This window comes from Trichocoleus sp. FACHB-40, from assembly GCF_014695915.1.
Classification (GTDB): Bacteria; Cyanobacteriota; Cyanobacteriia; order Cyanobacteriales; family FACHB-T130; genus Funiculus; species Funiculus sociatus.
In genome coordinates this window covers 70,736-97,313 of the sequence record NZ_JACJPF010000084.1, presented here as the reverse complement: position 1 = coordinate 97,313, position 26,578 = coordinate 70,736, and the positions used below count along the sequence as shown (strand labels likewise).

The 26,578-nt window shown below is 44.9% G+C and carries 23 protein-coding genes and 1 riboswitch; of the genes, 14 read left to right on the top strand and 9 right to left on the bottom strand.

Annotated elements, in window-relative coordinates; translation table 11 throughout:
* Nucleotides 1–2 precede the first annotated feature (2 nt).
* From H6F63_RS19375 to H6F63_RS19365, 3 genes are read left to right on the top strand one after another with little or no spacing between them, the layout of a single operon-like run.
* Nucleotides 3–500, top strand: coding sequence for a Rab family GTPase (locus tag H6F63_RS19375; RefSeq protein WP_190639120.1), 498 nt, complete (start codon nt 3–5; stop codon nt 498–500).
* Nucleotides 501–782 (top strand): hypothetical protein, encoded by a 282-nt coding sequence (locus tag H6F63_RS19370; RefSeq protein WP_190639119.1) that lies wholly within the window; start codon nt 501–503, stop codon nt 780–782.
* The gene (locus tag H6F63_RS19365) at nt 779–1,915 is read left to right on the top strand and encodes a sensor histidine kinase (RefSeq protein ID WP_190639118.1); all 1,137 of its coding nucleotides are present in this window, start codon (nt 779–781) and stop codon (nt 1,913–1,915) included. The genes H6F63_RS19370 and H6F63_RS19365 overlap by 4 nt, the downstream gene beginning before the upstream one ends.
* 2 nt (nt 1,916–1,917) lie before the next feature.
* Here the strand turns inward: H6F63_RS19365 and H6F63_RS19360 are convergent, their stop codons facing one another.
* Together H6F63_RS19360 and H6F63_RS19355 are read right to left on the bottom strand one after the other, a co-directional pair.
* Entirely contained in the window at nt 1,918–3,159 is a 1,242-nt protein-coding gene (locus tag H6F63_RS19360) for a sensor histidine kinase (RefSeq protein ID WP_190639117.1), read from the bottom strand.
* Nucleotides 3,160–3,332: 173 nt separating this feature from the next.
* Nucleotides 3,333–3,608 (bottom strand): DUF1830 domain-containing protein, encoded by a 276-nt coding sequence (locus H6F63_RS19355; protein WP_190639140.1) that lies wholly within the window; start codon nt 3,606–3,608, stop codon nt 3,333–3,335.
* A 259-nt stretch (nt 3,609–3,867) separates the two neighbouring features.
* A riboswitch (cyclic di-AMP (ydaO/yuaA leader) is annotated at nt 3,868–4,096 on the top strand.
* Between the two features lie 101 nt (nt 4,097–4,197).
* Here H6F63_RS19355 and ntrB point away from each other — a divergent pair.
* The 5 genes from ntrB (at nt 4,198) to H6F63_RS19330 (ending at nt 10,078) form a co-directional block, all read left to right on the top strand.
* Nucleotides 4,198–5,046 (top strand): nitrate ABC transporter permease, encoded by an 849-nt coding sequence (gene ntrB, locus H6F63_RS19350; RefSeq protein WP_190639116.1) that lies wholly within the window; start codon nt 4,198–4,200, stop codon nt 5,044–5,046.
* 252 nt (nt 5,047–5,298) lie between these two features.
* Nucleotides 5,299–6,753 carry an ABC transporter substrate-binding protein gene (locus H6F63_RS19345; protein WP_190639115.1) on the top strand — a complete coding sequence of 485 codons (1,455 nt, stop codon included), beginning with the start codon at nt 5,299–5,301 and terminating at the stop codon, nt 6,751–6,753.
* Between the two features lie 79 nt (nt 6,754–6,832).
* The gene (locus H6F63_RS19340; protein WP_190639114.1) at nt 6,833–7,669 is read left to right on the top strand and encodes a nitrate ABC transporter ATP-binding protein; all 837 of its coding nucleotides are present in this window, start codon (nt 6,833–6,835) and stop codon (nt 7,667–7,669) included.
* Between the two features lie 52 nt (nt 7,670–7,721).
* Nucleotides 7,722–8,453, top strand: a complete 732-nt coding sequence (locus tag H6F63_RS19335) for a universal stress protein (protein WP_190639113.1) — start codon at nt 7,722–7,724, stop codon at nt 8,451–8,453.
* Between the two features lie 287 nt (nt 8,454–8,740).
* The gene (locus H6F63_RS19330) at nt 8,741–10,078 is read left to right on the top strand and encodes an SLC13 family permease (RefSeq protein ID WP_190639112.1); all 1,338 of its coding nucleotides are present in this window, start codon (nt 8,741–8,743) and stop codon (nt 10,076–10,078) included.
* 82 nt (nt 10,079–10,160) lie between these two features.
* Here the strand turns inward: H6F63_RS19330 and H6F63_RS19325 are convergent, their stop codons facing one another.
* Genes H6F63_RS19325 through H6F63_RS19315 form a run of 3 tightly spaced genes read right to left on the bottom strand, consistent with a single transcriptional unit; the run spans nt 10,161 to nt 10,857 of the window.
* Nucleotides 10,161–10,370: a chlorophyll a/b-binding protein gene (locus tag H6F63_RS19325; protein ID WP_190422339.1), complete on the bottom strand. Its 210-nt coding sequence runs from the start codon at nt 10,368–10,370 to the stop codon at nt 10,161–10,163.
* A gap of 44 nt (nt 10,371–10,414) precedes the next feature.
* Nucleotides 10,415–10,612 (bottom strand): high light inducible protein, encoded by a 198-nt coding sequence (locus H6F63_RS19320; protein ID WP_190422337.1) that lies wholly within the window; start codon nt 10,610–10,612, stop codon nt 10,415–10,417.
* A gap of 44 nt (nt 10,613–10,656) precedes the next feature.
* Entirely contained in the window at nt 10,657–10,857 is a 201-nt protein-coding gene (locus tag H6F63_RS19315) for a chlorophyll a/b-binding protein (protein ID WP_190422335.1), read from the bottom strand.
* Between the two features lie 1,028 nt (nt 10,858–11,885).
* On the opposite strand from H6F63_RS19315, the gene H6F63_RS19310 reads away from it, so the two are divergent.
* From H6F63_RS19310 to H6F63_RS19300, 3 genes are all read left to right on the top strand, one after another.
* Nucleotides 11,886–15,032, top strand: coding sequence for an MFS transporter (locus tag H6F63_RS19310; RefSeq protein WP_190639111.1), 3,147 nt, complete (start codon nt 11,886–11,888; stop codon nt 15,030–15,032).
* A 158-nt stretch (nt 15,033–15,190) separates the two neighbouring features.
* A complete protein-coding gene (locus H6F63_RS19305) occupies nt 15,191–16,519 on the top strand; it encodes an arsenic transporter (RefSeq protein WP_190639110.1) in 1,329 nt (442 codons plus the stop codon).
* A 193-nt stretch (nt 16,520–16,712) separates the two neighbouring features.
* Nucleotides 16,713–18,371 (top strand): ATP-binding protein, encoded by a 1,659-nt coding sequence (locus tag H6F63_RS19300; RefSeq protein WP_199298151.1) that lies wholly within the window; start codon nt 16,713–16,715, stop codon nt 18,369–18,371.
* A gap of 68 nt (nt 18,372–18,439) precedes the next feature.
* Here the strand turns inward: H6F63_RS19300 and H6F63_RS19295 are convergent, their stop codons facing one another.
* Nucleotides 18,440–18,805, bottom strand: coding sequence for a hypothetical protein (locus H6F63_RS19295; protein ID WP_190639109.1), 366 nt, complete (start codon nt 18,803–18,805; stop codon nt 18,440–18,442).
* Between the two features lie 128 nt (nt 18,806–18,933).
* Between H6F63_RS19295 and H6F63_RS19290 the strand changes: the two genes are divergently transcribed.
* From H6F63_RS19290 to H6F63_RS19280, 3 genes are all read left to right on the top strand, one after another.
* Nucleotides 18,934–21,291: a hypothetical protein gene (locus tag H6F63_RS19290; protein WP_190639108.1), complete on the top strand. Its 2,358-nt coding sequence runs from the start codon at nt 18,934–18,936 to the stop codon at nt 21,289–21,291.
* Nucleotides 21,292–21,383: 92 nt separating this feature from the next.
* Nucleotides 21,384–21,524, top strand: a complete 141-nt coding sequence (locus H6F63_RS19285) for a hypothetical protein (RefSeq protein WP_190639107.1) — start codon at nt 21,384–21,386, stop codon at nt 21,522–21,524.
* Nucleotides 21,525–21,662: 138 nt separating this feature from the next.
* The gene (locus tag H6F63_RS19280; RefSeq protein ID WP_190639106.1) at nt 21,663–23,594 is read left to right on the top strand and encodes a PAS domain S-box protein; all 1,932 of its coding nucleotides are present in this window, start codon (nt 21,663–21,665) and stop codon (nt 23,592–23,594) included.
* A 51-nt stretch (nt 23,595–23,645) separates the two neighbouring features.
* Here the strand turns inward: H6F63_RS19280 and H6F63_RS19275 are convergent, their stop codons facing one another.
* The 3 genes from H6F63_RS19275 to secD are packed head-to-tail and all read right to left on the bottom strand — an operon-like array spanning nt 23,646 to nt 26,515.
* Nucleotides 23,646–24,095, bottom strand: a complete 450-nt coding sequence (locus H6F63_RS19275; RefSeq protein ID WP_206755841.1) for a hypothetical protein — start codon at nt 24,093–24,095, stop codon at nt 23,646–23,648.
* An 18-nt stretch (nt 24,096–24,113) separates the two neighbouring features.
* A complete protein-coding gene (gene secF, locus H6F63_RS19270; RefSeq protein WP_190639105.1) occupies nt 24,114–25,091 on the bottom strand; it encodes a protein translocase subunit SecF in 978 nt (325 codons plus the stop codon).
* Nucleotides 25,088–26,515, bottom strand: coding sequence for a protein translocase subunit SecD (secD, locus tag H6F63_RS19265; RefSeq protein WP_190639104.1), 1,428 nt, complete (start codon nt 26,513–26,515; stop codon nt 25,088–25,090). The genes secF and secD overlap by 4 nt, the downstream gene beginning before the upstream one ends.
* Nucleotides 26,516–26,578 lie beyond the last annotated feature (63 nt).

Below are 26,578 nucleotides of genomic sequence, written 5' to 3'. Positions count from 1 at the left end.
CCATGATCCAGAAAAAAGTTTGCATGGTGGGTGCCTTCGCTACAGGAAAAACCAGCCTTGTCGCCCGTTTTGTCCACAGCATTTACTCAGACATTTACCAAACTACCGTAGGCGTGAAGATTGATAAAAAATTAGTAAAAGTCGGACAACAGGAAATAAATTTCATTCTCTGGGATCTCTATGGAGAAGACGAATTTCAAAAGGTGCGAATGTCTTATTTGCGCGGCTCATCCGGTTATCTTGTAGTAGTAGATGGAACCCGTCGCACTACCCTTGATAAAGCCTTTAACCTCCAAAAAAGGGTAGAAGATACTATCGGGCCAGTTCCTTTTATTCTTGTCCTCAACAAATGGGATTTAAAAGACGAATGGGATATTGACAATACCTCAATGGATGAACTAGCAGAAAGGAACTGGACAGTAATTAAAGGAAGCGCAAAAACAGGTTTAGGTGTAGAAGAAGCTTTTCTGACTCTTGGACAACAAATCATGGAGAGATAAATGCTTGACCTTCCGTATCCGATACTTGATTACTTTTATAAGCTGACAATACGAAATTGTTCTCTTGCTTATCTTTTTGTGGAAAAGAATGGTTGGTTGTCTAATTGGGGAGGGAACTTGGCCGCAAGGCTGGAAAGTCAAGCGCGTCCGAGGGAGATTCTTATCAATGAAAATACTTTTCAAAAGATTGATAGGTTACAACAAAAATTTTCAGAAACCACCCTGTCGTTGACAGGAATAGTTGAACCAATAAAAATATATTCTTGCTTAGTAAAATCATGAATAAATCTATAACGGATGAACTTTTTGCACTTCTGGATACTGTAGTTCTAGAACATCTGAATGGATGTTATTTTAAAGTTGTTGGCAATGTACCAAAATGGTTCATCCAATTTTACCCCAATGTCACTTCGGAAGAGAATAAAATAAATCTACAGACAAAGTTTCCTTTTCTGGAAAACTTTCTCATCGACGCTGAGGATTTTTGGCATGATAATATCGCCCAACGTCTGAAGTCGGGATTGTGGAGTGAAATTGATATGTCCGGGCAGGAATGCCATCTTGAGGCTTCAGCAGTCCGTTTGGAAAATAAGAAAATACTATTAATTGAGTTACTAAGTGTTGCTTATGAAGAAAAACAGTCTCTTATACAAAAGGCTAGGCAAAATAGTTTAACTTATCACTATTTGCTCAAAGAAACTCAGAAAAAAGAAATTTTACTTCACTGCATTTTGCACGATGTGGCGGGGCAATTAACGGGAATAAATTGCTGTTTTGCACTGCTGGCTATGGAAAATTTGACAGCTAAAGGAAGAGATCGCCTGGAAATTGGGAAAAGGCAATCTATCAAGCAAGAGATGCTAATTCAGGAGATATTGAAGGCATTTTCTGCTGAGGTAAAATCCCTTGAGGATTTTACTGTCGATTCTGCCCAAGCTCCAGATGCGGTGAGGTGTGCAAGGGAGGTTGTAGAGGCTTTGTTGCCGACTTTTTCACTAAACCAAAGAATATTGCAATTGGAGCCAAATATTGATCTGGCTCAAGATTGGAAGGTAGTCGGTGAAAACTCGCGTTTGGAGAGGGTGCTTTTTAATTTGGTGGAAAATGCTTTTCGTCACAGTCCGTTGGGTTCTACTGTGACGGTTGACGTAAACCAGGACGGCGAATTTATTCTGTTTACTGTGGACGATGAAGGGCCTGGGGTGCCGGAGGATATTTCTAAAAATCTATTTCAAAAATTTTCCCAAGGACGAGAGAAATCTGGCAAGGCTGGATTAGGGCTATATTTTTGCCGCATTACGGTTGAACGCTGGGGTGGTAGCATTGGTTATTCAACTCGTCCTAAAGGTGGTTCGTGTTTTTGGTTTCGCCTCCCTAGAGCAGTTTTGCAGGCTCAGGCTGGGAATCAGAATTGATTTTAGATTTGGACTTCTAAGGGAAAAATAACGGTGAAGGTGGAGCCAATACCGATTTCGGAAACAAGTTCCATTTTGCCTTGCAATAGTTTGACTAAGCGAGAGACTATTGCCAGTCCCAGTCCTGTACTGTGAGGGTGGTAAGATTGCTGGCTGGAACCAGCTTGAAAGTAGGGTTCAAAGATGCGGATTTGGTCTTCTGGTTCTATGCCAATTCCGGTGTCCGCGATCGCTATCGCCCATTCCTCTGGCGATACTGTTTGACAGGTTAATTTGATACTTCCCGCCTCGGTGTAACGAATCGCATTCGAGAGTAGATTTGTGATAATCTGCTGCAATCGCAAGGGATCTGTGAAAACCTGATCGGGAGCGGGTGTTGGCCGTAGCCCTTCTCGGAGAGTAGTGGAGCTATCGGCGGTAGCCAAATCGCACTCTACGATCAGCTGTAGCTGTTTTGAGTTTGCCAAAGGCTGTACCATCTCGATAACGCTGTTAATTAAAGAGCGCACATTCGTGGATGATGGCTGCAATTTCATCTTCCCGGCTTCATAGCGGGAAATTTCTAAAGTATCGTTGATCAGACGAAGTAACTGTCGCCCGCCCCATAACACTTTATCAATGTGTTCCAAATTGCGAAGGTTGTCGTTCACCTGATCTTTATTTCTTTGTTGGCGCAAAAACAGCTCTGAGTAGCCAATAATTGAGGTCAAAGGGGTTTTCAGTTCGTGGGCTAGATGAGAGAGGCTTTCCTGATTAGCTCTCACTAAGCGAGTCAGTTCCTGATTGTTAAGTTGTAACTGACTTTGCAGCTGCTGTAATTCTCCTAAGCGCTGCTCCATGTAACTTTTAAAACATTGCGCGATCGCTTCATCCACTACAGCATCAATTAAACGAACCGCTCGCATTACGTCTATCGAAGAGGCCTGCTTCAGATCCTCCTCTAAAGTAGAAAATGTCACCTGCCGCAGTAGACGATACTCCCGCGCAATTTCTATTGGTTCAAAGCCTTGTCCTGCTCGGAGAACGCCATGCTCCAAACTCGCCTCTACTAAAGTATTAATATCACTTTCCTCATATTTTGCCAGCACGGTTGCCATCGCCCTGAGAACATCGGGAAGATGATTCTGTATAGCCGTGCGGGATAGATCGTCGGCACTTTGAATCTGTCTATCACTGCGAACAGCTTCAATCCATTTATCTGTAATTGTTTGAGATTTATCGATGAGTAGTTGACTAAAATCCATTATGGCTTAGGCGCTCTTGAGTCTTTAAGCGTAGCACTTCCTAAATTTACCTTACCTTAAGGAGTACAAGAGTTGAATAAGCCCAATCTTTTTGAGTGCCTACCTAGCCATTGAAAACCTAGCTTTATGCCTCTAATTCATAATCAATTTTAGAGTTAGTTAACTGACTGTTTTCACTCCAAACCACTGCTCTTTTCATAAACGCGCAGGAAGTCGCATCTGATTTTATCAACTAATTTTGTACTTCCTTTCATGCCTTTCTCAATTTCAAGTTGAGCATCTGGCATGGCATCAAAAAATAAACGCTCTCCCGGAAAAACTATTTTTTCAAAATTAAACTTTTCAATATTAGTAAGGCGTGCAATTTGAATTTGGCTAGTAGAGTTGGTATAGAAGCAAAGAATTTGCTCACAGGATTCAGAAGCCAGAGGGGAAAGTGTTTCAAGCATAGTTGCCACCTTATAACTCCTATAATGTTTAGTTATCTCTACTATTTTTAACATAATGTATTTGGACTTCGCCACACTATCTGCCTAAAGAAAGGTGATAGGTTAAGCATCAATGTATAGATGTATTCAAAATTACAAAACTTGAGAATAAATGACAGTCAACTTTTAAGTACAAATACGGAGGGAATAAATATAAAAAATTATATGCCGTGAGTAAGATAGACGAATCATCAGAGGAGTGTTAGACTCGACAAAGGTTTGAGTAAGTCAGCCTAATCCAGTGTTTCGCAGCCTATAAGTCGGCGTGGAAGCTGGAGCGGAGGAACCAAATTTTGGGGCATATCTGGAACAAGGTGATAGGTGAAAGGCGCAAGGTGGAATAAAAAAGATTATTCATCCTTACTCTTTGATTCTTCATCCAACGTCTAGAAGGGCATCTCTCAGCCCTAGCCCGTCAGCTAACTTCGTAGGCATTGAGAGGAGACTGGTAAAGTCAGCATTTTTCGGAATGTTCTGAACTTGTCAGTGTCCCCGGCTGGTACTGCTCTGGTTTCGTGTACCAAAAAGAGTGACTCTGAGGAGCTTCATAATGATATTGCAGCTGAATCTGTCTGCGATCGCTGTTGCTGGGCAGGTAGCCTGGAAACGAGCGAAACCTGTGATAGTCCGGGATGTAGTTATACTGCCTGCCCTTGGTTTTTTGGGGTTGATATTACTGTGGTGGATGGTAGCCTTGTGGCGAAGCGATTTGATGCCCACCCCAGCGGAGGCTTTAGTTGCCAATTTGGACTTTATTCTCAACCCGTTCTATGAACGCGGCCCCGGAGATTTAGGAATTGGATGGTTATTACTAGCCAGTTTGCGACGGGTATTAATTGGTTTTGGACTGGGTGCGCTGGTTGCAATTCCCATTGGTTTTCTGATCGGGATGTCTAAACCAGCGATGATGGCACTCAATCCCATAATTCAAATTTTGAAACCCGTATCGCCGCTAGCTTGGCTACCTATCGCCTTAGCCATCTTCAACTTGGCAGATCCCTCAGCAATTTTTGTTATCTTCATCACCTCTTTGTGGCCTACGATTATCAACACCGCACTGGGCGTTTCTAGTGTTTCCAAAGATTATCTAGATGTAGCGCGAGTGCTGGAAATGCCACGCTGGCGACGGATAACTAAGATTATTTGGCCTGCAAGTTTGCCATACATTTTTACTGGTTTGCGGATTAGCTTAGGTATTGCTTGGCTGGTGATTGTTGCTGTAGAAATGCTCACTGGCGGAATTGGAATCGGCTTCTTTGTTTGGGATGAATGGAGTCGCTTAAACCTCAGTTCCGTGTTTCTGGCAGTGCTGGTAATTGGCTTAACTGGGTTACTTTTAGACTACGCAGTTGGTCAACTTCAGGCTTTAGTGACTCACCGCCGTCCTAGAGCTTCTTAGAAACACCCGGCAAATAGAAACTCGCAGCTACACAAACAAGACTCGCCGAAACTTGCTGTTTCAGAATACTTAATATTTACCTAGTCTCGCATTCTGCGGACTTAACTTGCATTACTGCAAATTATCTTCGCTAAGGCTAAGGTTTGCTTTCTACAGGAATTGTTGTTAAATACTCAATTCCTGTGGTGACTAATAGGTAACTGTTAAACCCAGTGGCGTTTGGTTGAGTTAAAGCATTAAAAAACCAAAACTATGAGTTACACCCCAGATTGGACGCGACGAAAATTTCTTGAGGGGATGGGTGCCACAGCAGCAGGGATGGCATTATCTTCATGTACAATTAGCGGCGATCGCTCTGCCAAAGGACTCACCGAAGAAGCTAGGGCAATCGAACAGGTAGTAAAACCTGGCGATTTAGAAAAATCTGACATTACCGTTGGCTACGTTCCGGTTAATGATTGTGCGCCCTTTGCGATCGCATGGAAAAAAGGATTTTTCCGCAAATACGGCCTTAACGTCAAACTCGTCCGCGAAGCTAGCTGGGCAACCTCCCGCGACGGATTAATATTCGGCCGCACCGATGCCGCGCCTGTTGTCTCCGGAGCCGTAACTAATGCCAGAATCGGAGCCGAAGGCGCACGCCACGCTCCCATGTGTGCCGCTATGGTAATTCACCGTCACGGTAACGCCATGACGATGAACAAAGCTATGTGGAATTTTGGGTTGCGTCCCTGGCATGAGTACCAACAACAGTATGGCGATCGCGCTTTAGAAGAATTTGGCAAACAATTTAGAGCCTTCTTTGACAGCCAACCACCAGAACAGAGAGTTTGGGCTGTTGTACTCAGTTCATCCATTTACGAATACTTCGTCCGCTATTTATCTGCCGCCGCCGGAGTCGATCCCCTCAAGGAATTTCGCGTCATCATCGTTCCCCCGCCGCAGATGGTTAGTAACGTGCGGATTGGTGCAATGCAAGCCTACATGGTTGCAGAACCTTGGAATACACGAGCCATTTACGAAAAAGCAACTACTGGCGAACAGGGAATCGGCTTTACCTTCGCTCAAGGTAAAGAAGTTTGGCTCGGACACCCAGACCGACTTTTGGGAGTGATGGAAGATTTCATCAACAAGAATCCCAAAACCTATAATTCGCTAGTCAAGGCAATGATTGAAGCCTGCCAGTATTGCAGCAACCCTCAAAACCATCAAGAAGTTGCCACACTACTTACCGAGCGCTCGTTTACGGGTGCAAAACCTAAAAAAGGCCCAGTGGATAAGTTCACTCGCCCTGCGATTATTGGTGAATACAACTACGGCGGCTTTGATGGCAAAGACCGCACTATAAAAGCCACTGACAACACAATTTTCTTCGATATTCCTAATGGCATTCCCAAACAGCCAGGAGAACATTCAACGTTTCTCTGGCGCTCTAGAAGCATTTGGTTGATGACGCAAGCAGCTCGTTGGGGACAAATTAAGGAATTTCCTAAAAATGCCGAAGAACTGGCAAGCAAAGGCTGGCGAACCGACCTCTATCGCAATATTGCCGCAGAAATGGGAATTGAGTGTCCCAAAGATGATTACAAAGTAGAATCACCTGATGTATTCATCGACAACAAAGGCTTTGATCCCAGCAATCCAGTGGGCTATCTCAACAGTTTTGAAATTCGGGCGAACCGTCCTACTCGTTTCTTTATGTCTTAATTAATAGCCATTAGGTAATTAGGTAGACAATTAAAACGCAATTACAAATTACCAATCAACTAAGATTCAGGAGGCTTTCATGACTCAATTTACTTCTTACTCAACAGGTACCAATGAAACCTTACCAGGTACTGGGTTTCTGGAGATTGAAAATATCGTCAAGTCCTACCCAACTGCCGATGGAGGTGAGTTTGTAGTTTTGGACGGTGTAAATCTCAGCATAAAGGAAGACGAATATATTTCTGTGATTGGTCACTCTGGCTGCGGCAAATCAACGCTACTCAAGATGGTAGCTGGTTTAGAAAAAGCCACTTCCGGCTCAGTGCGGCTGGAGGGCAAAGAGATTCGTAAACCCGGAGCTGAGAGAATGATGGTATTTCAACATTACTCTCTGTTACCGTGGTTAACAGTCAAAGAAAACATCCGTTTGGCTGTGGATGAAGTGCTGAAAAAAGCAACCCGTGCTGAAAAAATCAGCATTGTTAATGAACACCTAGCAATGGTAAATTTGAATACCGCCGCCGACAAATATCCCGATGAAATTTCCGGCGGGATGAAACAGCGGGTAGGCATTGCACGAGCCTTAGCAATTCGCCCTAAAATGCTGTTAATGGATGAACCTTTTGGGGCATTAGATGCGCTGACGAGAGGTAAATTGCAGCGACAGGTACTCGATATTTGGGAGAAACAACGGCAAGCGGTAATGATGATTACCCATGATGTGGATGAAGCGTTGTATATGTCAGATCGGATTGTGCTGATGACGAATGGCCCTCACGCCAAGATTGGGGAAATTTTGGAAGTGCCTTTTCCTCATCCACGCGATCGCCAACAAATCCGCGAATCTAAGGAATACTACGAGCTACGCAACCATGCTCTAAATTTCCTAGATCGCTACTTCACCCAAGACGAGTAAATTCCACCCACCTCTTATCCATCATTTGTTTCATTTGCATGAGGTAAAAGCTGTGAATATTAAGCCAATGTTGGTACGCCTTGAAAGCGCAATTGGTAGAAATGATTTAATGGAACAAATGATGTTGCTGCCTGGGCCAGCTTCATCATCTTCTGTTAACACTGATAAAAAATCAGTCAACTTAATCGTTGGCTACAATAGATCCCCCAGCAGTCAAACCGCTCTGGATGTAGCTCTGTGGATTGCTCATCAAACTCGTTTAGTCACCAAGAAGCAAGTCACAGTTCAAGTTGTCTATGTTGTAGATGACAATTCGAGCAATAATCATCCAAATTTCTTCAACTTTAAGCCTGCAAGTAACCCATCAATTGAATACAGTCCATTAAAGTTTTCCAAAGCATCCGCATTCAAGTCTGCCACACCTGTCTTTACTCAACCAACACATCAGCCAGTAGCAGCAAGCCCACGGGTGACATCGGTAGATCCTTCCTATTTCAGAGCAATGTTCTATCAGGATCAATTCCAGCAAGCAAACCGAGTCTTATCACAAGCAAGAAGTCTTGCTGAAGAATGGAGCAGTTCTTTCAAGGCTCATCTCCGATTTGGTTGCCTTGCGGCCGAACTAAAGAAAGCTGTTGAATCTGAAGCGGCGGCGGCATTGCTGCTAGGCTGTAATTCTGTCAATCATCCGCTTGTCCAACAACTAGGTGATGATTTCCCTTGTCCGGTATTGGGTATTCCTACTATGCTAAATTTGCAGGAGGATTTTAACCAAGACCAGTAGCCATAGTTGTTGTGAAAGCTGGATACTACTTATACCGAGTTGTCCTCAAACACATTACTGTTAGCTCTCTTAGGTTAGGCAATAGGGAAACCCAACCTGCTATCAATGAATGCAACTTGGGATCAATGCAATTGAGGAGGGTGGGCAATCAAAATCCATTTACACGGATCTTGATTGCCTACCCTCCTTAATCATTCTTTGAATGTGCGACACTACAATTATTATTTACTAACTAATTTTTCCAGTAAGATGCAAGCAGTAATAAAATCTAGCCCTTGAGGTATTGTGTGGAAAACTGGCAAGGCATTATTGCTACCGTAACATTTATAAGTGTCATTGTATTAATCATGACCGAATGGCTGCACCTAACAATTGCTGCCTTTCTGGGAGCATTGCTACTGGTGTTGACCAACGTCATGACTTTGACAGAAGCTATTGACTACATCAGTAAAAGTCATGGAACGCTGGGCTTATTCTTTGGAGTCATGGTACTGGTGCGCGCATTTGAGCCAACCAAGATATTTGACTACTTAGCAACTCAAATGGTGCTGCTAGCTAAAGGGGAAGGGAAACGCCTATTACTAGGTATTGTAGGCATTACTACCCCAATTTGTGCAGTTTTACCCAATGCTACAACAGTAATGTTGTTGGCACCTTTAATTCCCCCAATGGCAGAAGAAGTAGGGGTAGATTTTGTTCCCTTACTAATTCTAATGGTATTTGTTGCCAACAGTGCTGGGCTATTAACGCTAGTTGGAGATCCAGCCACATTTATTGTGGGTGATGCAGTCAATATCAGCTTTACAGATTACTTAACTCGCCTCAGTTTAGGTGGATTAATTTCTGTTTTGACAGTTTGCATCATGTTACCTTTCTTATTCCCCAAAACTTGGCGCAAAAAGTTGGACGATTTGGAGCATCTGCCACACCCTAAAATTAATCATCCGCGAGTTTTGGCAGTAGGTGCCTTAATCGTAGCTTTCGTGCTGATATTTTTTGTGGTAGGAGAAACGCTACCAATTCCTCTGTCACCTGCCACAGTTGCTTTATTAGGAGCAGCTTTAGCAATGCTCCTTTCTCACCATAGCAAGATTGATACAGTCAACAACATATTGCGGGATGTTGACTGGAGTACCTTGCTATTTTTTATGTGTACTTTTGTACTAATTGGGGGTTTAGAAAAAACCGGAGTTATTAACGGATTATCAGGAGTATTAGCAACAATATTAGGACGCAATATTTTCTTAGGTTCCCTACTTTTGCTATTTTTAGTAGGTATATTATCGAGCGTTGTCCCTAATATCCCGCTAGTGGTAGCAATGGTGCCGTTACTCAAACAGTATGTGGTTAACGTCGGCTTCGTAGGATCAGAAGTGCTAGAACCGGGCTTTCAAGGGCAGTTTCCACCGGAAGTTCTACCCTTATTTTATGCCATGATGTTTGGTGCAACTTTAGGAGGAAATGGCACTTTAGTTGGAGCATCTTCCAACATCGTAGCGGCGGGAATCTCTGAGTTACACGGGCGGCGAATTTCGTTTAAAACTTTTCTGCGTTACGGCATCCCAGTAATGACAGTACAACTTATTGCCGCTGCTTTGTATGTGATAGTGCGATTTTTACTGTAGACGATGCAAATTTAGTATATTAGCCAGTAAAAATAAAAAGGCAAAAATGATTCTTTATTTTTGCCTTTTTATTTTTACCTTTTTAGTGCGTGTATGAAACCAGGTGCAGCACGTCGCGGAGTACGCTGTAGCCAGCCAGATCCCAAAGTAAGTAGGCAAGAAAACCGATCATAGCTAAGCGTCCATTCCACAGTTCGGCTTGGGGATTCCAGCCAAAGAGGAAAGCATTACGATCTTTACCATTGAATTCGGTAGCAACAGGTGGAGTTGTAGTTGTAGGGCGAGATTGCATTATTTTTGACTCCTGAATAAAGTGTGTAGTGAAGGATTTAATTGTTATTTAATGATTGGCAGTACATCACGAAGGAAGCTAACGCCAGCAATATCCCACACTAGGTAGGCAATAAAACCAATGGCAGCTAAGCGTCCGTTCCATAGTTCTGCTTGGGGATTCCAACCAAAAATAAAAGCGTTACGGTCAACGTTGTTGTAAGCTTTAGCAACAGGAGGTAAATCAAGGGTGTTTTTTTCCATTGTTTTTGCTCCTAAAGGTGGATCAAAATGCAAACTTGAGAAATTTAGTATCCAACCAGGTTCAGCACGTCGCGAAGCACGCTATAACCAGCTAAATCCCACAGTAGGTAAGCAAGAAAACCGATCATTGCTAAGCGTCCGTTCCACAGTTCGGCTTGGGGATTCCAGCCAAAGATAAAGGCGTTACGGTCAATACCATTAAATGCTTTGGAAGTTGTAGGTAAATCAGTAGGGCGAGTTTCCATTGTTTACAGTCCTTAATAAATCTTTGTACTTTTATACTAAGCATCCTCACTGGATAGGCTCTCTGCCTGTAGTAGCAACCTGCACACCTTTCTAAGGGAGGATTTTGAGGTATTTTGGGAAAGGTAAGCCTATCGAAAGAGGGCAAGAAAGAGTCAGGGCGACAAAATTGTTCTTCTCGGCTAAGATAGGACGATTTTGAGGTATTTTGGGAAAGGTAAGCCTATCGAAAGAGGGCAAGAAAGAGTCAGGGCGACAAAATTGTTTTCTTGGCTAAGATAGGACGCTTTTGTTGCTAACGGCGGCTGGGAATATCGTTTGTGTAGAGATTTGATGGACTACCAACCAATTCCTCTAACCAAGCAAAAAAGGGGGCTAATGTGTAGCATTACTAATAAAAATAGGTATAAATTGAATCAGGTGTTAATACCTATAAAATTTAGCTTATCGATAATAATTTCCCAGTTGTAAAAACTTGAATTAGCTATAAATTACTTCTGGGTGTTTTAAGTAAACAAATTAAATAGAGAAAGCTAGGCTTTCGTTAGATATTATTGTTTTACTACTTAAATTGAACTGTCAGTCGCGATCGCATCCTCTCCCTCTAGCTGCTCAAAAGAGCAGCTATCCTCCTGTAACCTAGGCCCCTCATCCTACCAAAGGCATATATTTCAGACCTCAGGAGGATGCTGTAACCTGCCGTAGTCGGCGATTCTGACGTACATAGGCGATTTTTGCCACAAATGCCACAAATACAGAGTTCCTGCTTAAGTAGGTGAGTACAAAGAAGCCAAAAACACAAAAAACCCGTTTTTTTGAAAAAAGCGGGTTATGTCGTGGTCATTAGACTCTTAAATTGACCAGCATAACTTGACCAAGACTCAAGAATGAGTGAAAAAGTGGCAGAAAAAAAGTAGGTTAAGGGTGCCAAAAACGCAGATTTTCATGGCTGATAGTCGAGGCAGTTCATAATGACTACTTACTTAATTTATAATTTGCGCTGGCTTTAAGGTTCTGGGAAGGAAAAACCATGTTTGAAACTACGTCAGGAATAATGGAACTGGACAAAGCGCTATTTTGGGTAGGGCAACTTACGCCAGTCGATCCAGCAGTGAACACGCCAGAACGAGCGGCACTTGTATTTTCAGGGCCAGAGTTTTTTGTGGCGCTGGTTGCTGGGGTGGTGCTAGCGTTTGCATTGCAATTACTGTTAACAAATCTCTCTGTCGCCGCCGGGATTTCTTACTTAGGTCATCAATCAGATTCAAGTTCTAATGATGATAATGAATCTGGCAGCTTGGGCGGGACAATTCGCAAAATAGGGACAGCAGTCGGAATTTGGACGCTGGTGACTGTCACCATTGCGTTAGCGATCGCGTGTTTCCTGGCTGTGAAACTCACCCTGGTTAGCAGTAGCGGTTTAGGTGCCATTATCGGTTTGGTAATTTGGGCGACCTACTTCTGCCTGCTATTTTGGGTAAGTTCAACGACAGTGGGATCGTTAGTTGGTTCAGTCGTTAATACTGCAACCAGCGGCTTCCAAGCAATTGTCGGCACAGCAACCGCAGCCATAGGCGCACAAGCGGTCAACAATCAAGTTGTATCAACAGCAGAGGCGGCAGCAGCAGCAGTGCGGCGAGAACTGGGATCGGGGATAGATCCTTCCAGCATCCGCGAGACGCTGGAGGATTATTTAGGCGGTTTGCGTCCGCCAGAACTCGATATGCAAAAGATTCGGGGTGAATTTGAAAGATTGCTGAGTGACCCGCAACTAAAAGCGATCGCTAACACTGATAATCTCCGCAACATCGACCGCCAAACATTTGTAAATTTGGTGAGCGATCGCACAGACCTCTCAAAACGCGACCTTAACCGCATCGTAGACCAACTCGAAGGCGTGTGGCGGCAAGCCGTGGGATCGCGAGAGCAACAACCAGATCGGATGGGCGAACTGCTCAACTATCTGAAGTCTGCACAACCCGGTCAAGTGAAGTCTGATGATATCAACGCCAAACTCGACCAGCTGATTGCAGAGATGCGCGACTCTAAGAAATCCGATCAAAAATCAGCTGACGAAGCAGCTCCTGGCCCAATTCAGCTAACCGTTCAGCAGGGTTTAACTAGCCTCATGGGATTGGCAATGGGGCGCACGGATCTCTCAGATTTAGATGTGCAAACCATCTTAAGTTCACTCTCCAAAGCTAAAAACAAAGTAACCGAGCAAACTGACAAACTAGCGACACAAGCAGGAGTTAAACCAGAACTCCCCTACAGCACCATTCGAGCCGATGTAGAAAACTACCTGCTCAACACCTACTCCTGGCAGATCACCCGGCCAGGACTCAACCGGGAATTCAAAGAAGTCATCTACGATCCCCAAGCCGATCCGGGAACAATTCGCCGCGAATTAGAGCAACTAGACAGAGGGTATTTTGCCAACCTGCTGCAACAGCGGGGCGTATTTACCCAAGACAAAATCAACGACATTGCCGATCAATTAGAAGGTATCCGCCAAGAAGTTTTGGTGACAGTGCGGGCAGCTGAGGAAGAAGAAAAGACGCAGGATATGCGCCGCAGAGTGGAAGAATATATCCAAACGGCTCCCACAACTGAACTGACGGCACCAGGCATCAATGACAATTTCAAACGGGTGCTGGAAGATTCAGATGCCGACCACGAGACACTTGAGCGTCGCCTTGCTTTGTACGATCGCTATGCCTTGATGCAATTGCTCCGGGGACGTACAGACATCACCGAGGAACAAGCCGATCAAATCAGTGCCAATCTGGAACAATCACGCGATCGCGTCCTAATTGAATCCCAAGCCCTGCAAGACCGGGTAAAATCCGAGACCGAGGCGCTGTGGGTGAATTTAGAGTCTTATCTGCGGAACACAGGTAAAGACGAACTCAATCCCGAAGGCATCCAGCGGGATCTAAAAACTCTCCTTTCCGACCCGCAAGCCGGACTATCGGCGCTCCAGGCAAGGGGTTCTCGCTTTGACCGCGATACCTTAGTCCAGCTACTGAGTCAGCGGCAAGACTTGAGCGAAGATCAGGTAAATCAAATTATCGATCAGGTGCAAAATTCTTGGAGCAACGTTGTCCACGCACCACAAATGGTCATGGATAAAGCCAAACAGCAGGTAGACAAAACCAGCACTGCTCTAACAGATTACCTGCGAAACACAGGTAAGGATGAACTGAATCCCGAAGGCATCCAGCGGGATTTGACCAGATTGCTTTCTGACCCCAAACAAGGCGCGACCGCACTGCGGCAACGCCTCTCTCAAGTAGACCGCGATACCCTGGTGAAGCTACTGAGTCAGCGGCAAGACCTGAGTGAGGAGCAAGTAAACCAGGTAATCGATCAGGTGCAGGGTACGATCAAAAACATCGTCAAAGCGCCCCGTCGGTTCGCCACCCGGACTCAGACACAAATTCAAGATTTCCAAAGCACCCTGGAAGACTACCTGCGGAATACTGGCAAAGACGAACTCAACCCAGAAGCAATTAAGCGCGATTTGCAGTTGTTGCTGCACGATCCGCGCACTGGAGTTGAGAGTATAACAGATCGCTTGTCGCACATCGACCGCGATACGATGATCTCCCTAGTGTCGCAACGGCAAGATATCTCTGAGGAAGAAGCTACCCGAATTGTGGATCAAGTCCTCTCGGTACGCGATCAATTTGTTGAGCAAATTCGCAGCATTCAGCGGCGAATTCAAGACACGGTTGACGGCATTTTTGCCCAGATTCGCAACTACCTCAACTCGTTGGATCGCCCGGAACTCAACTATGACAGCATCAAGAAAGATGTTCGCCAGTTGTTTGACGATCCGCAAGCTGGGTTTGATTCGCTTAAAGATCGCCTCTCCCATTTCGATCGCAACACTCTGGTTGCGATTATGTCTTCCCGTGAGGATATCTCCGAGGCAGATGCGAACCGACTTGTCGATCAAATTGAAGGCGCACGCAACAGCGTACTGCAACGAGTGGATCGCCTCCAACAGCAAGCCCAACGCCGCTTAGACGAAGTGAAGTATCAAGCGCAGCGACAAGCGGAAGAAACCCGCAAAGCTGCTGCCTCTGCTGCTTGGTGGCTGTTTGGAACTGCGGCAGTTTCCGGTATTGTTAGCGCGATCGCTGGCGCTTTAGCTGTCGCCGGAACCCGTTAAAAGTAGAGACCTTCTATACTTCCCAGGCTCCCGTCTGGGAATGAGATGAACTAAATTTATTTCAGCCTCTCTTAGAGAGGCTTTTTTTTGTATTAATTACACCTTTAGGCAGATTTAGTATTATGCCAAAAGCGAAGTAAGTATATGCACAAATAGCCATGAGCTTGACAGCATCTTCTGTTTGGGCGATCGCTATCTTTATCCTCACCCTTACCCTCGTCATCTGGCAGCCGCGAGGTTTGGGAATCGGCTTTAGCGCCGGGGGAGGAGCATTGCTGGCACTTGCCACAGGTGTTGTCACCTTGCAGAACGTCCCCCAAGTCTGGCAAATTGTCTGGAACGCCACCTTCACCTTGGTGGCCCTGATCGTCATTTCCTTAATTCTCGATGAAGCTGGATTTTTCCTTTGGCTGGCACTTCATATTGCCCGGTGGGGCAGGGGTAGAGGCAATTTACTTTTTGCCCTGATTGTCTTATTGGGAGCAGCTGTTACAGCAGTATTTAGCAACGATGGCACCGCCTTAATTTGGACACCAACTGTGATGGAAATGCTGCTAGCACTGGGCTTTGGTAGTCAAGCTATCCTTGCCTTTGTCATGGCTTGCGGCTTCATTGCCGACGCCACCAGTCTGCCCCTATCCGTGAGCAACCTGGTTAATATCATCTCCGCCGACTATTTCCAGATTTCCTTTTTGCGCTACGCCTTGGTGATGGTGCCAGTGAATGTTGTCGCAGTTGTCAGCAGTTTAAGCGTCCTCTGGTTCTACTTCCAGCGAAACATCCCTAGTAGTTATAGTGCCACTCTGCCAAACCCGTCTACTGCCATACGCGATCGCCTAATATTTCGTTGGAGTTTCCCCATTTTAGGCTTGCTACTAGACGGATACTTCCTAACCGAACCCTTAAACATACCAGTTTCCTTAGTCGCTGGGTTGGGCGCATTTGTCATGCTAGCTTTAGCGGGGCGATGGTTCCAACCCTCAGTCCGCCCAGTCATTAACCTCCGCCAAGTTTTGCGAGTTGCCCCTTGGCAAGTAGTTCTCTTCAGCTTGGGAATGTATCTAGTCGTCTTCGGGTTGCGGAATGCTGGCTTAACAACTTTCCTCAGCTTGAGTTTAGAAAATCTATCTCAGTGGGGAATCACCCTTACCACAATAGGTACAGGCTTTTTAGCCACCCTGCTGTCCTGCGTAATGAACAATTTGCCCAGTGTGTTAATTAATGCTTTGGCAATTAAAGATATCAGTAGTTCTTCCCCGGAGCTCCGCGAGGCAATGATATATGCAAATATCATAGGCTGCGACTTGGGGGCAAAGATAACGCCCATCGGCAGCCTGTCTACTCTGCTATGGCTGCACATTCTAGATCGTAAAGGACTCTTCATCAGCTGGGGTGAGTATATTCCCGTTGCCTTCATCCTGACATTGCCAGTGCTATTTGTAACACTCTTAACTTTGGCAATCTGGCTACCCTGGCTAGTTGCCTAATTATCCCAGAGATAGAGGCTTAGTTCATGAACGCTTCGTAAAGTTTAAGCAAGTTTAAGTAAATTTACTTTGTTGATCTTAATCACAAAATCCGGAACGTCAGATCGCAAGACTGTATTGATCAGTGTCAACACGCAGTTTTTGAAAAAGCTGAATACTACCATAGCGATTCAGTAAATTTAGAGAGGTGCTTATGGTACTGATGCCTAAAACTTTTCCAGAAAACACTTCTAACTGGCGCATCTACTCAGAAGAAGCGCGTGGCTGCCAAAAGCAAGCAACGCCGTTGTCATGGACTAATAAAGCATCAGAAACCCTAGTAGCCTGCCAAGCAACTCAGGAGTTTGAACAACGCCCACTAGAAGCGTCCCTCCAAGCATCGCCTCTAAATTTGGATTCCACACTAGAGGAGTTAACTCTCCACGACGCTTGCATCGATTTGGAATGTACCGCGGAGGAAGTAAGTAAGCTTTTTGAAGCTAACCCGTTGCTTCCAGGCATCATTATTGCCGACGGGGGTAATTTCGTAGGGATGATTTCGCGGCGGCAGTTTTTTGAGTGCATGAGCCGTCCCTACAGTTTAGAGTTATTTTCCAAACGTCCTGTACTGGCGCTATACAGCTTTGCCCAAAGCAAAACATTAGTATGCGATCGCAACGCCTCAATTGTAGAAACAGTGCAGCAGTCATTAGAGCGATCGCCTGAATCAATATGCGAACCGATTGTAGTGCAACTATCAGGAGCCTACAAACTCTTAGACGTGCATCAGTTACTATACGCCCACTCGCAAATTCATCAGTTAGCAACAGAAGCCCTGCGGCTATCAGAAGCGCAATCTAGACAACAAGCAACCAAACTAGAACAAACTCTGCACGAACTCCAGCGCACCCAAACCCAACTAATTCAGACAGAAAAAATGTCTAGTCTGGGGCAAATTGTTGCAGGTGTCGCCCACGAAGTTAATAACTCCGTCAACTACATACACGGTAATTTAGCTCATGCCAGCGATTACGCCTACGACTTGCTGCACCTAGTGCATCTCTATGCCAAGCATTATCCCGAACCTGTGCCAGAAATTCAGGAAGAAATGGAGGCAATTGACCTTGATTTTCTGATGTTAGACTTGCCGAAACTCCTATCATCAATGCAACTGGGATCAGAACGCATTTGTGATATTGTTCTTAGCTTGCGAAACTTCTCCCGACTCGACGAAGCCGAAGGTAAGGCAGTCGATATTCACGAAGGCATTGACAGCACACTACTATTTTTGCAAAACCGACTCAAAGGGCAAGGGCAACGTCCCGACATTGTTGTGCATAAAGAGTATGGCGACCTTCCCTTAGTAGCTTGTAATGCTGGAGAACTCAATCAAGCATTTATGAATATTCTCTGCAATGCCATTGAAGCTGTGGAAATGAGGACTGAATCTGTGGGATTGGGGACAAGGGACAAGGGACAAGGGACTGGGGACAAGGAACTGGGTAAGAGTCCTTCCAATTCCCAATCCCCAATCCCTAATCCCCAATCCCTAATCCCCAATCCCCAATCCCCAATCCCACAGATTCAGATTCGCACTGAAGTAGGAGACAACAATCAAGTATTAATTCGCATTACAGACAACGGCGTTGGGATGACATCAGAAGTGCAGCAACGTCTATTTGACCCCTTCTTTACAACGAAACCTGTAGGCAAAGGTAGTGGTTTAGGGTTATCAATTAGTTATCAGATTGTAGTAGAAAAGCACTGCGGTAAATTGACCTGTGTTTCCGAACCAGGGATTGGTACAGAGTTTTTAATTGAGATTCCCATTCAGCAGTCCAATTGTGAATCTACTCTGTCTCGGTGCGCGTAAAAATACCGAACGAATAGAATTCGCGGCTATACAAACAAAGCCCGCCTGCGCGGGCTTCAAGATTAGTATTAAGCTTTCTTGCGAATAGAGGGAAGCGCCTCTTCGTAAAACCACTTCATAAACTGAAGTGCAGTTCGTTTATTGGCAGAATTATTCATCAGATAATCAATTCCATTCTGGTTGACTGTCTGGACTTCTTCTGGTATTAAAAGTCCCTGTAGATGTCTGCCTACATAGACACGCACTAAATCCCTGAACTCTAGTGGCACTTTAATCCAAGCAGTCTTACTGAGACGAAGTGCTAAACACAAGTCTTCAGCAACCAACTTTAAATCCTCTGCCGTTCCCGCATACCGCAAGGAATGACCTTGAAATTTTAATTCCATGCAGTCAACATTTAAAACTTCTATGGCGGGTGTGACTTGAATATTCATAGTTTGCTTGAAATCCTCGATAGTTGCATTAGTCAACTCATGCAATCATTCTGATTCCAATCTAAAAATTTGTCGGTACTATAAATTAAGGAGATTGATAGTCCGATTTAGTCCAAAAAAGTAAGGTTATGCCAAAGAATCAATTTTATACTCACTGCTTGATGAACGCCGAAGAAGCATTGGAAGTAGCATTAGAAGTTGCAAATAAAGCCATTTTTTCCAAAAAAGGAAGAAAATTGGCAGATATCGAAGTGCTTATCCTTCGAGGATCTTGGCAAGGTCAAAATTATGATGATATTGCTGAAACCCACGACTATACTTCTCAACACATAAAAAATGAAGGTTCTGAGTTATGGAAGCTATTGTCAGAAGTATTAGGGGAAAAGGTTAGAAAAACGAATTTTCGGACAGCGCTGGAGAGATGGCGATCACAACACTCAGCAGAAGTCCCACAACCCCCACAGCCAGATGAAGGGAAAAAGAATGCTGATTTTGTGGGGCGTGAGGAAGCGATCGCGCACCTCAACACCCTTGTCGGTAGTCAGAATGCAAAAACTATTGGCATTTATGGCAAAGGCGGCGTAGGCAAAACAACCCTGGCTCACCAATACTTCGAGACTCAAAGACTAGAGTATCTGGAACTCCAGGTAGGAATGGATGCCCAGTGTATAACTTCTGTAGAACGCTGGATTAAGTTTCAACTAAGAGAATACTTCAAGGTAGAGAAGCTAGAGGATAATTTTGATATGCTACTAGAGCAACTTAGATGCAAGCTCCAGAATCAAAAAATTGGAGTACTAATTGATAATATTGAAACTGCTTTAGATGAAAACGGCAAGTTGGATAAACCCCATCGTGATTATGTAGAACTACTTAGTAGAGTCTTAATTCATCCAACGGTAAAGTCTATCACATTGATTACGAGCCGCACTCGTTTGAATGAGGCTAAATTAACCTTAATTAAGCCTTACCCATTGCCAGGGCTAGACGAGGAAGCATGGCAAGAGTTTTTCAGCGGATTTGAGATTAATACTCATTCTTCAGCTTTGAGTTCCATCCACAAAGCCTACGGGGGAAACGCCCTAGCTATGAAAGTTCTCCATAATCTGATCCAATCAGATTATGACGGTGATTTAGAAGCTTATTGGCAAGATAATCAAGAATTTTTGTTAAAGGGAGAGATAAAAGATTTAATTGCTAGTCAGTTCGATCGTCTGCTAGAGTTCGATATTAAAGCCTATAAATTACTTTGTCGCTTAGGATTATATCCCTATCAAAACATTCCTCAAATTCCCTACATTGGACTTTCTTGTTTACTTTGGGATCTGTCCAAAGAAGAACAAAGACAGGCCATTGAATCCTTGCAACTTAGCTGTTTAGTCGAATCTAAAAAAGAAAAACGAGAGGATATCCCTAAATCTTCGGAAAATGAGTTATTTTTACATTTTCCAAAAAACCAAGGATGGATGCTAGGTTTTGAAAACCTGCAATCTCAAGGGAAGTTGGTAGCGTTTCAACCAGCAGGATACTGGCTCCATCCAGTGATACAGGCGGAAGCGATAGCGAGATTAAAATCGAGTGAAGAATCGATTGACAAGATCATGACATTAATTAAGCAACAGATTGATGTCATGGTAGCTGATGATAAAAAACTGCAGAATTTCCTAACATGGGTATACCAAAAACAGCAAGCTCTTTTCTCCAAACTTCCCTATAAACCAGCACTTATTCGAGCCTTATACCTTGCCCTTGCCCTTAAAATTTCCTGGTATTTGAGCGTTGAAATTGACAAGAAAATTTCGGAGGCAGCCACAGCTGCTTATAGCATGGACATTATATTAGCTATTGATTATGATATCACTTTTGACCTTGCAAGTGCGCTTGGATACATCCTTACCTTTCTCCTTCCTCTTGACCCTACCTCCCCGTTCAGTGAATTGAAGACTACCGAGCTTGACAATATTGACTTTGCATTAGAGATTTTGTCCGGTATTGACCGTAGCCTCGATCCTAAACTAGACATTAAACCTGAGCTGCGTCGTTCTCTGCAAGATATCAAAAATCAACTACCAGACGAAGTTGACTTTATATGGATGGTTCGTCAATTAATTAGTATAGATAAGCCTGAGCTAATTACAAGCGAACCTAACCTTAAATTAGTTTCACTGAAAAAACTCAAAAAACACCATTTACCTAAGGTACGTGAAGGTATAGAAAAACTTGAGACATGGTTTCAAGCAAAGGGTGAAGCTTGGCTTCAGCAACTCTCAGATGTGATGTCAAGCATTCCACGTAAAAATATCAGCGATAGTTGGCAGTTCAGCCCTCAACAGAAGCAAAAGCTAAGGCAATACTATGATGCTAATCGGTTACTGGTGGATTGCCTGAATAGTAGCGGTGATGTAAGTGACAAAACGCGCTCGCATATTGAAGACACTCTATTATTACCCATCGCTGAGATTGAGAAACGCACACCCAGAGATTGAGCGCGATCGCGTCCTAGCCTCCCGACTTGCGCGGACGAGATTGTTCGCCCTGGACTAAACGCACCCCGCGCAGACTGCGCCAATCGTGGCGAATGAAACCCCTTGTCAAAGCTTGTTCTCTGGTGTTAGATATGCGATCGCGATTTTCCTTTGAGATGAAAATCCCAATCCTCTCTAACCGGGCAGCAGGGATTTTACAGCAAAATCCGAATACTTTATATAATTTTCATTAATAATTGTCAAGGCATCCATAAAAAACTATATTATGTGTAAACTCCACATAAAGATGTCAATTTAGTAAAGACCTAAGTCTCAGTAGAAATCAGGGGAAGCATGGAGGAGTGCATTTAAGGAAAATAGGTAGGTGAAAAATGACAATGCAGGCGGCAAAACCCCGAATCAGCGATAGCAGAGGATTAGAATTCAAGAAAAATCGTTTTTTTACGCTCTCTCTGGATATGTTTTTCGTAGCCGGTTTCGACGGCTACTTCAAGCAACTTAACCCAATGTGCGAAAAAACACTGGGATTCACAACCGATCAGCTTTCGGCTAAACAGTGGATCGAATTTATCCATCCCAAAGACCGTCAAGCTACCATCGCTCAGTTGCAGGAAATTTCCAGTAGCACAGAAACCATTTCCTTTGAGAATCGCTTTCGCTGCAAGGATGGCTCCTACAAGTGGCTTTTGTGGAACGCCGCCGTCTGCCATGAAGAACAACTGATTTACGCCACCGCCCGTGATATTACTGAGCGCAAACAATCAGACGAGGCGCTGCGGGAAAGTGAGGAGCGTTTCTGCTTGTTAGTCAAGAATGTCAAAGACTATGCCATTTATATGCTGGATACCAGCGGCAAGATTATCAGCTGGAACAAAGGTGCAGAAGGCATTAACGGCTATCAAGCTAGTGAAATCATCGGTCAGCATTTCTCCAGCTTTTTCCCCAGCGAAGATATCCAAAAAGGCAAGCCAGAGGAAGTCCTGAAGAAAGCGGCAATGGAAGGCCGGGTTGAATGCGAAACATTGCGCTTACGCAAAGACGGTTCGCAGTTTTGGGCAAATGTCGTAGTGACAGCCTTGCGAGGCGAAGACGGATGGCTGCGCGGCTTTGCCACCGTGACGCGCGATATCACTGAGCGCAAACTTGCACAAGTTGCACTGGAAAAAGCTAACGACGATTTAGAAAGACGAGTCGAAGAACGCACCACTGAGCTAAAAGCAGCCAACGAGCTTCTTTTAAAAGAAGTTGTCGAGCGCAAAGCCGCTGAGGAAGCTAGAGGGCAATCAGAAGCACAATTGAGAGAAAAAGCGGCCAAGCTAAAACAAGCCTTGAGCGAATTAAAACAAACTCAGGCCCAGCTGATTCACAGTGCAAAAATGTCCAGTTTAGGGCAGTTGGTGGCAGGTGTCGCCCACGAAATAAACAACCCCGTCAGCTTCATCCACGGAAACCTGGAATACGCCAGTCACTACATTGAAAGCTTGATGGAGTTGTTGCAGCTGTATGGAAAGCATTATCCCAAACCAGCTGCGGAAATCGAAGATTTCCTCGAAGAATTCGACCTAGATTTTGTGATGGCAGATATGCCCAAACTCCTGTCGTCAATGAAGTTGGGGGCGGATCGTATCCGTCAAATTGTCTTATCATTGCGCTCCTTCTCGCGCCACGACCAAGCGGAGAAGAAGTCTGTCAATATTCACGAAGGCATTGACAGCACTTTGAAATTGATGCAAGACCGCTTAAAGGCTACTCCAGGGCAGAAAGCGATCGCCATCATTAAAGAGTATGGCGACCTGCCACCCGTAGACTGTTATGCTGGTCAGCTCAATCAGGTATTGATGAATATCCTTAGTAATGCCATTGATGCTTTGGAACTGGGGAATCGGGAATCGGGAATCGAGACTGGGGACTGGAGACTAAGAACTGCCCAAGGGAAACAAGAACATGGAGGACATAAGGAATTTTCTACTTCCCAATCCCCAATCCCCAGCCCCCAGTCCCCAGCCCCAGAGATTCGGATTTGCACCGAGGTTGTAGATTCAGATCATGTCCTCATCCGGATTATTGACAACGGTTGCGGGATGACCGAGGAAGTACGTCGAAAGCTATTTGACCCTTTCTTCACCACAAAATCAGTGGGCGCAGGTACAGGACTCGGCTTATCTATTAGCTACCAAATTGTTGTAGAAAAGCACGGCGGTCAATTAACCTGCGTTTCCGAACCTGGGAAGGGTGCAGAATTTTTGATTAAAATTCCGATTCACCAATACCGTTCTCAACCAATTCTGTCTCGGTGCGCGTGAAAAGAAATCAAAAGTCCTCATTCCCAGTCAGAGGCTGGGAACGAGAGAATTTTATTCACAAACCCACTTCCAAAGTGGGTGTGTTTTCCCCTGTTGGCGAATTTGACAGACCTGTTGCTCTAAGCGTTGTTGTTCCCGATGAGGCATTCCCAACAAAATGTTACGACTTTGCCAGACTAAAACGGATACGGTCATGCCAACACAGAAGGCGAGTCCCAGTGTCGGCAGGGGATTATAAAAAAGACCATATCGCAATGCCGCCCAAGTAAAGTGTTCCCATATCAGAGAAATTGGGTAACGCAAGCCCCACAAGCTTAAGGGGCCAACAGTAATCCAGAGTAACCCGGCAACTAACCATCTGCCGTAGACAGTAAGCTGGTGTAACCTTTGCACTTGTTGCCCAAAGCTAGGGTCATCCGAGGGATGAAGGATAAAGGATGAGGAATGAATTGGTTGCTCATCTGGCTTGTGGTCTGATTGATCGCCGCTTGGCTGATTCATTCTTTTGCCTCACCCAATTCAGATTTCATCGGAAGTTCTTGGTTCAGTGGCAGGAATGCCCTTGGATTGACCTGTGCGCTCTCGCCACCATGCCAATAGGGTACTGGCAACGAAGATACTGGAATAAGCACCAGCAACGAATCCAATAATCAAGGCTAAGGCAAAGTTTTTCAGGGTATCGCCGCCAAACAAGAAGAGAGCAAACAAGGTCAGCAGGGTAGTTAAGGTGGTGTTGATTGACCGCGTTAGGGTTTGATTAACTGCATCATCAACAATCTGATTAATATGCAGCTCTGGATTGAGTTTGACAACTTCCCGAATTCGGTCATAAATCACTACGGTATCGTTGACGGAGAAACCGATGATGGTTAACAGCGCCACAACAAATAAGCTATCAACTTCAGTGCCTAGAACCAAACCAAAAATGGCGAAACTACCCACGGTAATCAAAACATCGTGAAACAGGGCTGCAAAGGCGAAGAAGGCATAGTCTAGCTGGAACCGAAACGTTAGGTATATAGTGATGCCAGCGAAGGATAGGATGAGTGCCAGGAGTCCAGAGGCAAAAAGTTGTCGTCCGAGGGTAGGGCCAACAGTGTCTATCTGAGTTTTTTGGGGGTCGAAGGCTCGGAGTTCGCTTAAGGCATTTTGCAGCTTGGTGCGTTGTTCAACATCCAGTGCTTTGCTGCGAATTGATAAACCATACTGGGTTTCACCGCCAACGTTTTTGGTTAAAACTTGGATGCTGCTGTCTGCCAAACCTTGAGCAGCTAAAACTTCCCGAACTGCGGGAATGTCGATGGGTTGGTTACAGTTGTCCGGCTTAGAACAGTCGAGTTCAAATTGTAACCGCGTGCCGCCGACAAAATCCAGACTGGGACGTAAGGGCGCACCTATTTGCGTCCAGTTGATTGCCATCGCAATGATGCCCGCGAGCATGAAGACGGCGGAAATTGTCCACCAGAGCGATCGCCTTTTGATTACACTTATTTTCATTGTCCTGCCCCTGCCTGAGATTTTCCAAATGCCTGCAACTTTGGAGCATACAGTTCCGGTTTGCGTAATTGTGGAAATCCTATCGCTGTCATTAGTAGGGTACGACTACAGGTAATCGCTGTAAACATACTCACCAAAACTCCAATAGCCAGAGTGAAGGCAAAACCCTTCACCAAACCTGAACCCAGCCAAAACAAGGCTCCACACGCAATCAAGGTGGTCACGTTACTGTCTAAAATGCTGGAAAACGCCCGGTAAAAACCAGACTCCACAGAGCGATATAAACTCTTTCCGGCTCTTAATTCTTCCCGCGTCCGCTCAAAAATCAGGACGTTGGCATCAACTGCCATCCCGATACTGAGAATAAACCCAGCAATTCCCGGTAGGGTTAAAGTGACACCTAATAAAACAAAGGTAGCTAATGTCAACAGCGAGTAGATAATCAAAGCGATATCAGCAATTACGCCTAGTAGCCGATAATAGACACCGATAAAAATCAGTACCAAAGTCAGGCCCCCGACACCAGCGTAGATACTGCTTTGGATACTATCTCGTCCCAGCGTTGCTCCTACTGTGCGGTTTTCGATTATTTCTACTGGGAAGGGTAGGGAACCGCCTCGCAACTGAAGGGCTAGTTCGTTAGCGGTTTCTAGAGTAAAATCGCCGGAAATTTCGGCATTTCCGCCTGTAATTCCAGTTTGGGCATATTTTGGATCAACACCGGGAGCGCTAATCAGCTTATTATCCAGAAAGATGCCCAGCCTGCCGCCATTTTTGGCTACATCTTTGGTTAATTGTGCAAATTTTTCGGCTCCGTCAGGATCAAACCTGATACCTACAGCCCAAATGTCACCATTTGGTGTGGGTTGAGGAAGGGCATTTTTCAGGTTTTTGCCTGACAGCCCGGTGGGTTCAAATGCTTCTCGTTCGAGTTCAGCGATTTGTTGTTGCTTTTGTGCGATCGCTTCTTTATTTTGGGCGATCGCTGTCGCATCTCCTTTCGCCTGCAACTGCTGTTGTTTTAGCAGTAATTCCTGCAACTCGGTTTCTCTGACACCCAATTGCGTTCCTACTACCAGGTTCTGGCGGCGAAAATCCAGCACCGCTGTACCACCTAGTACCCGTTCCGCCTGTTGCGGGTCGCTCACCCCCGGCAACTGTACCAAAATTTGGTCTTGTCCGACAGTTTGCACCACGGGTTCCGACACCCCAAGACCGTTAATTCTGCCTTCTACTATCTTCAAAACCGCGTCTAAATCTTCGCGCTTGATTTCCTTGACCTCTTTTGTGGGTTTCACTTGAATTGTCAATTGTGACCCACCCTGGAGGTCTAATCCCAGCCGAATAGGTATTCTGGTAAGCACGGTGATGGAAGCAATCACCAAAACCAGGATTAGGGCTAATAAGGAACGCTGTCTCTGCATACCACGACTTGCTCAAACAAATGCTATGATAATCCCTTTTGGGCGAATCCAGCAGTTTTGATG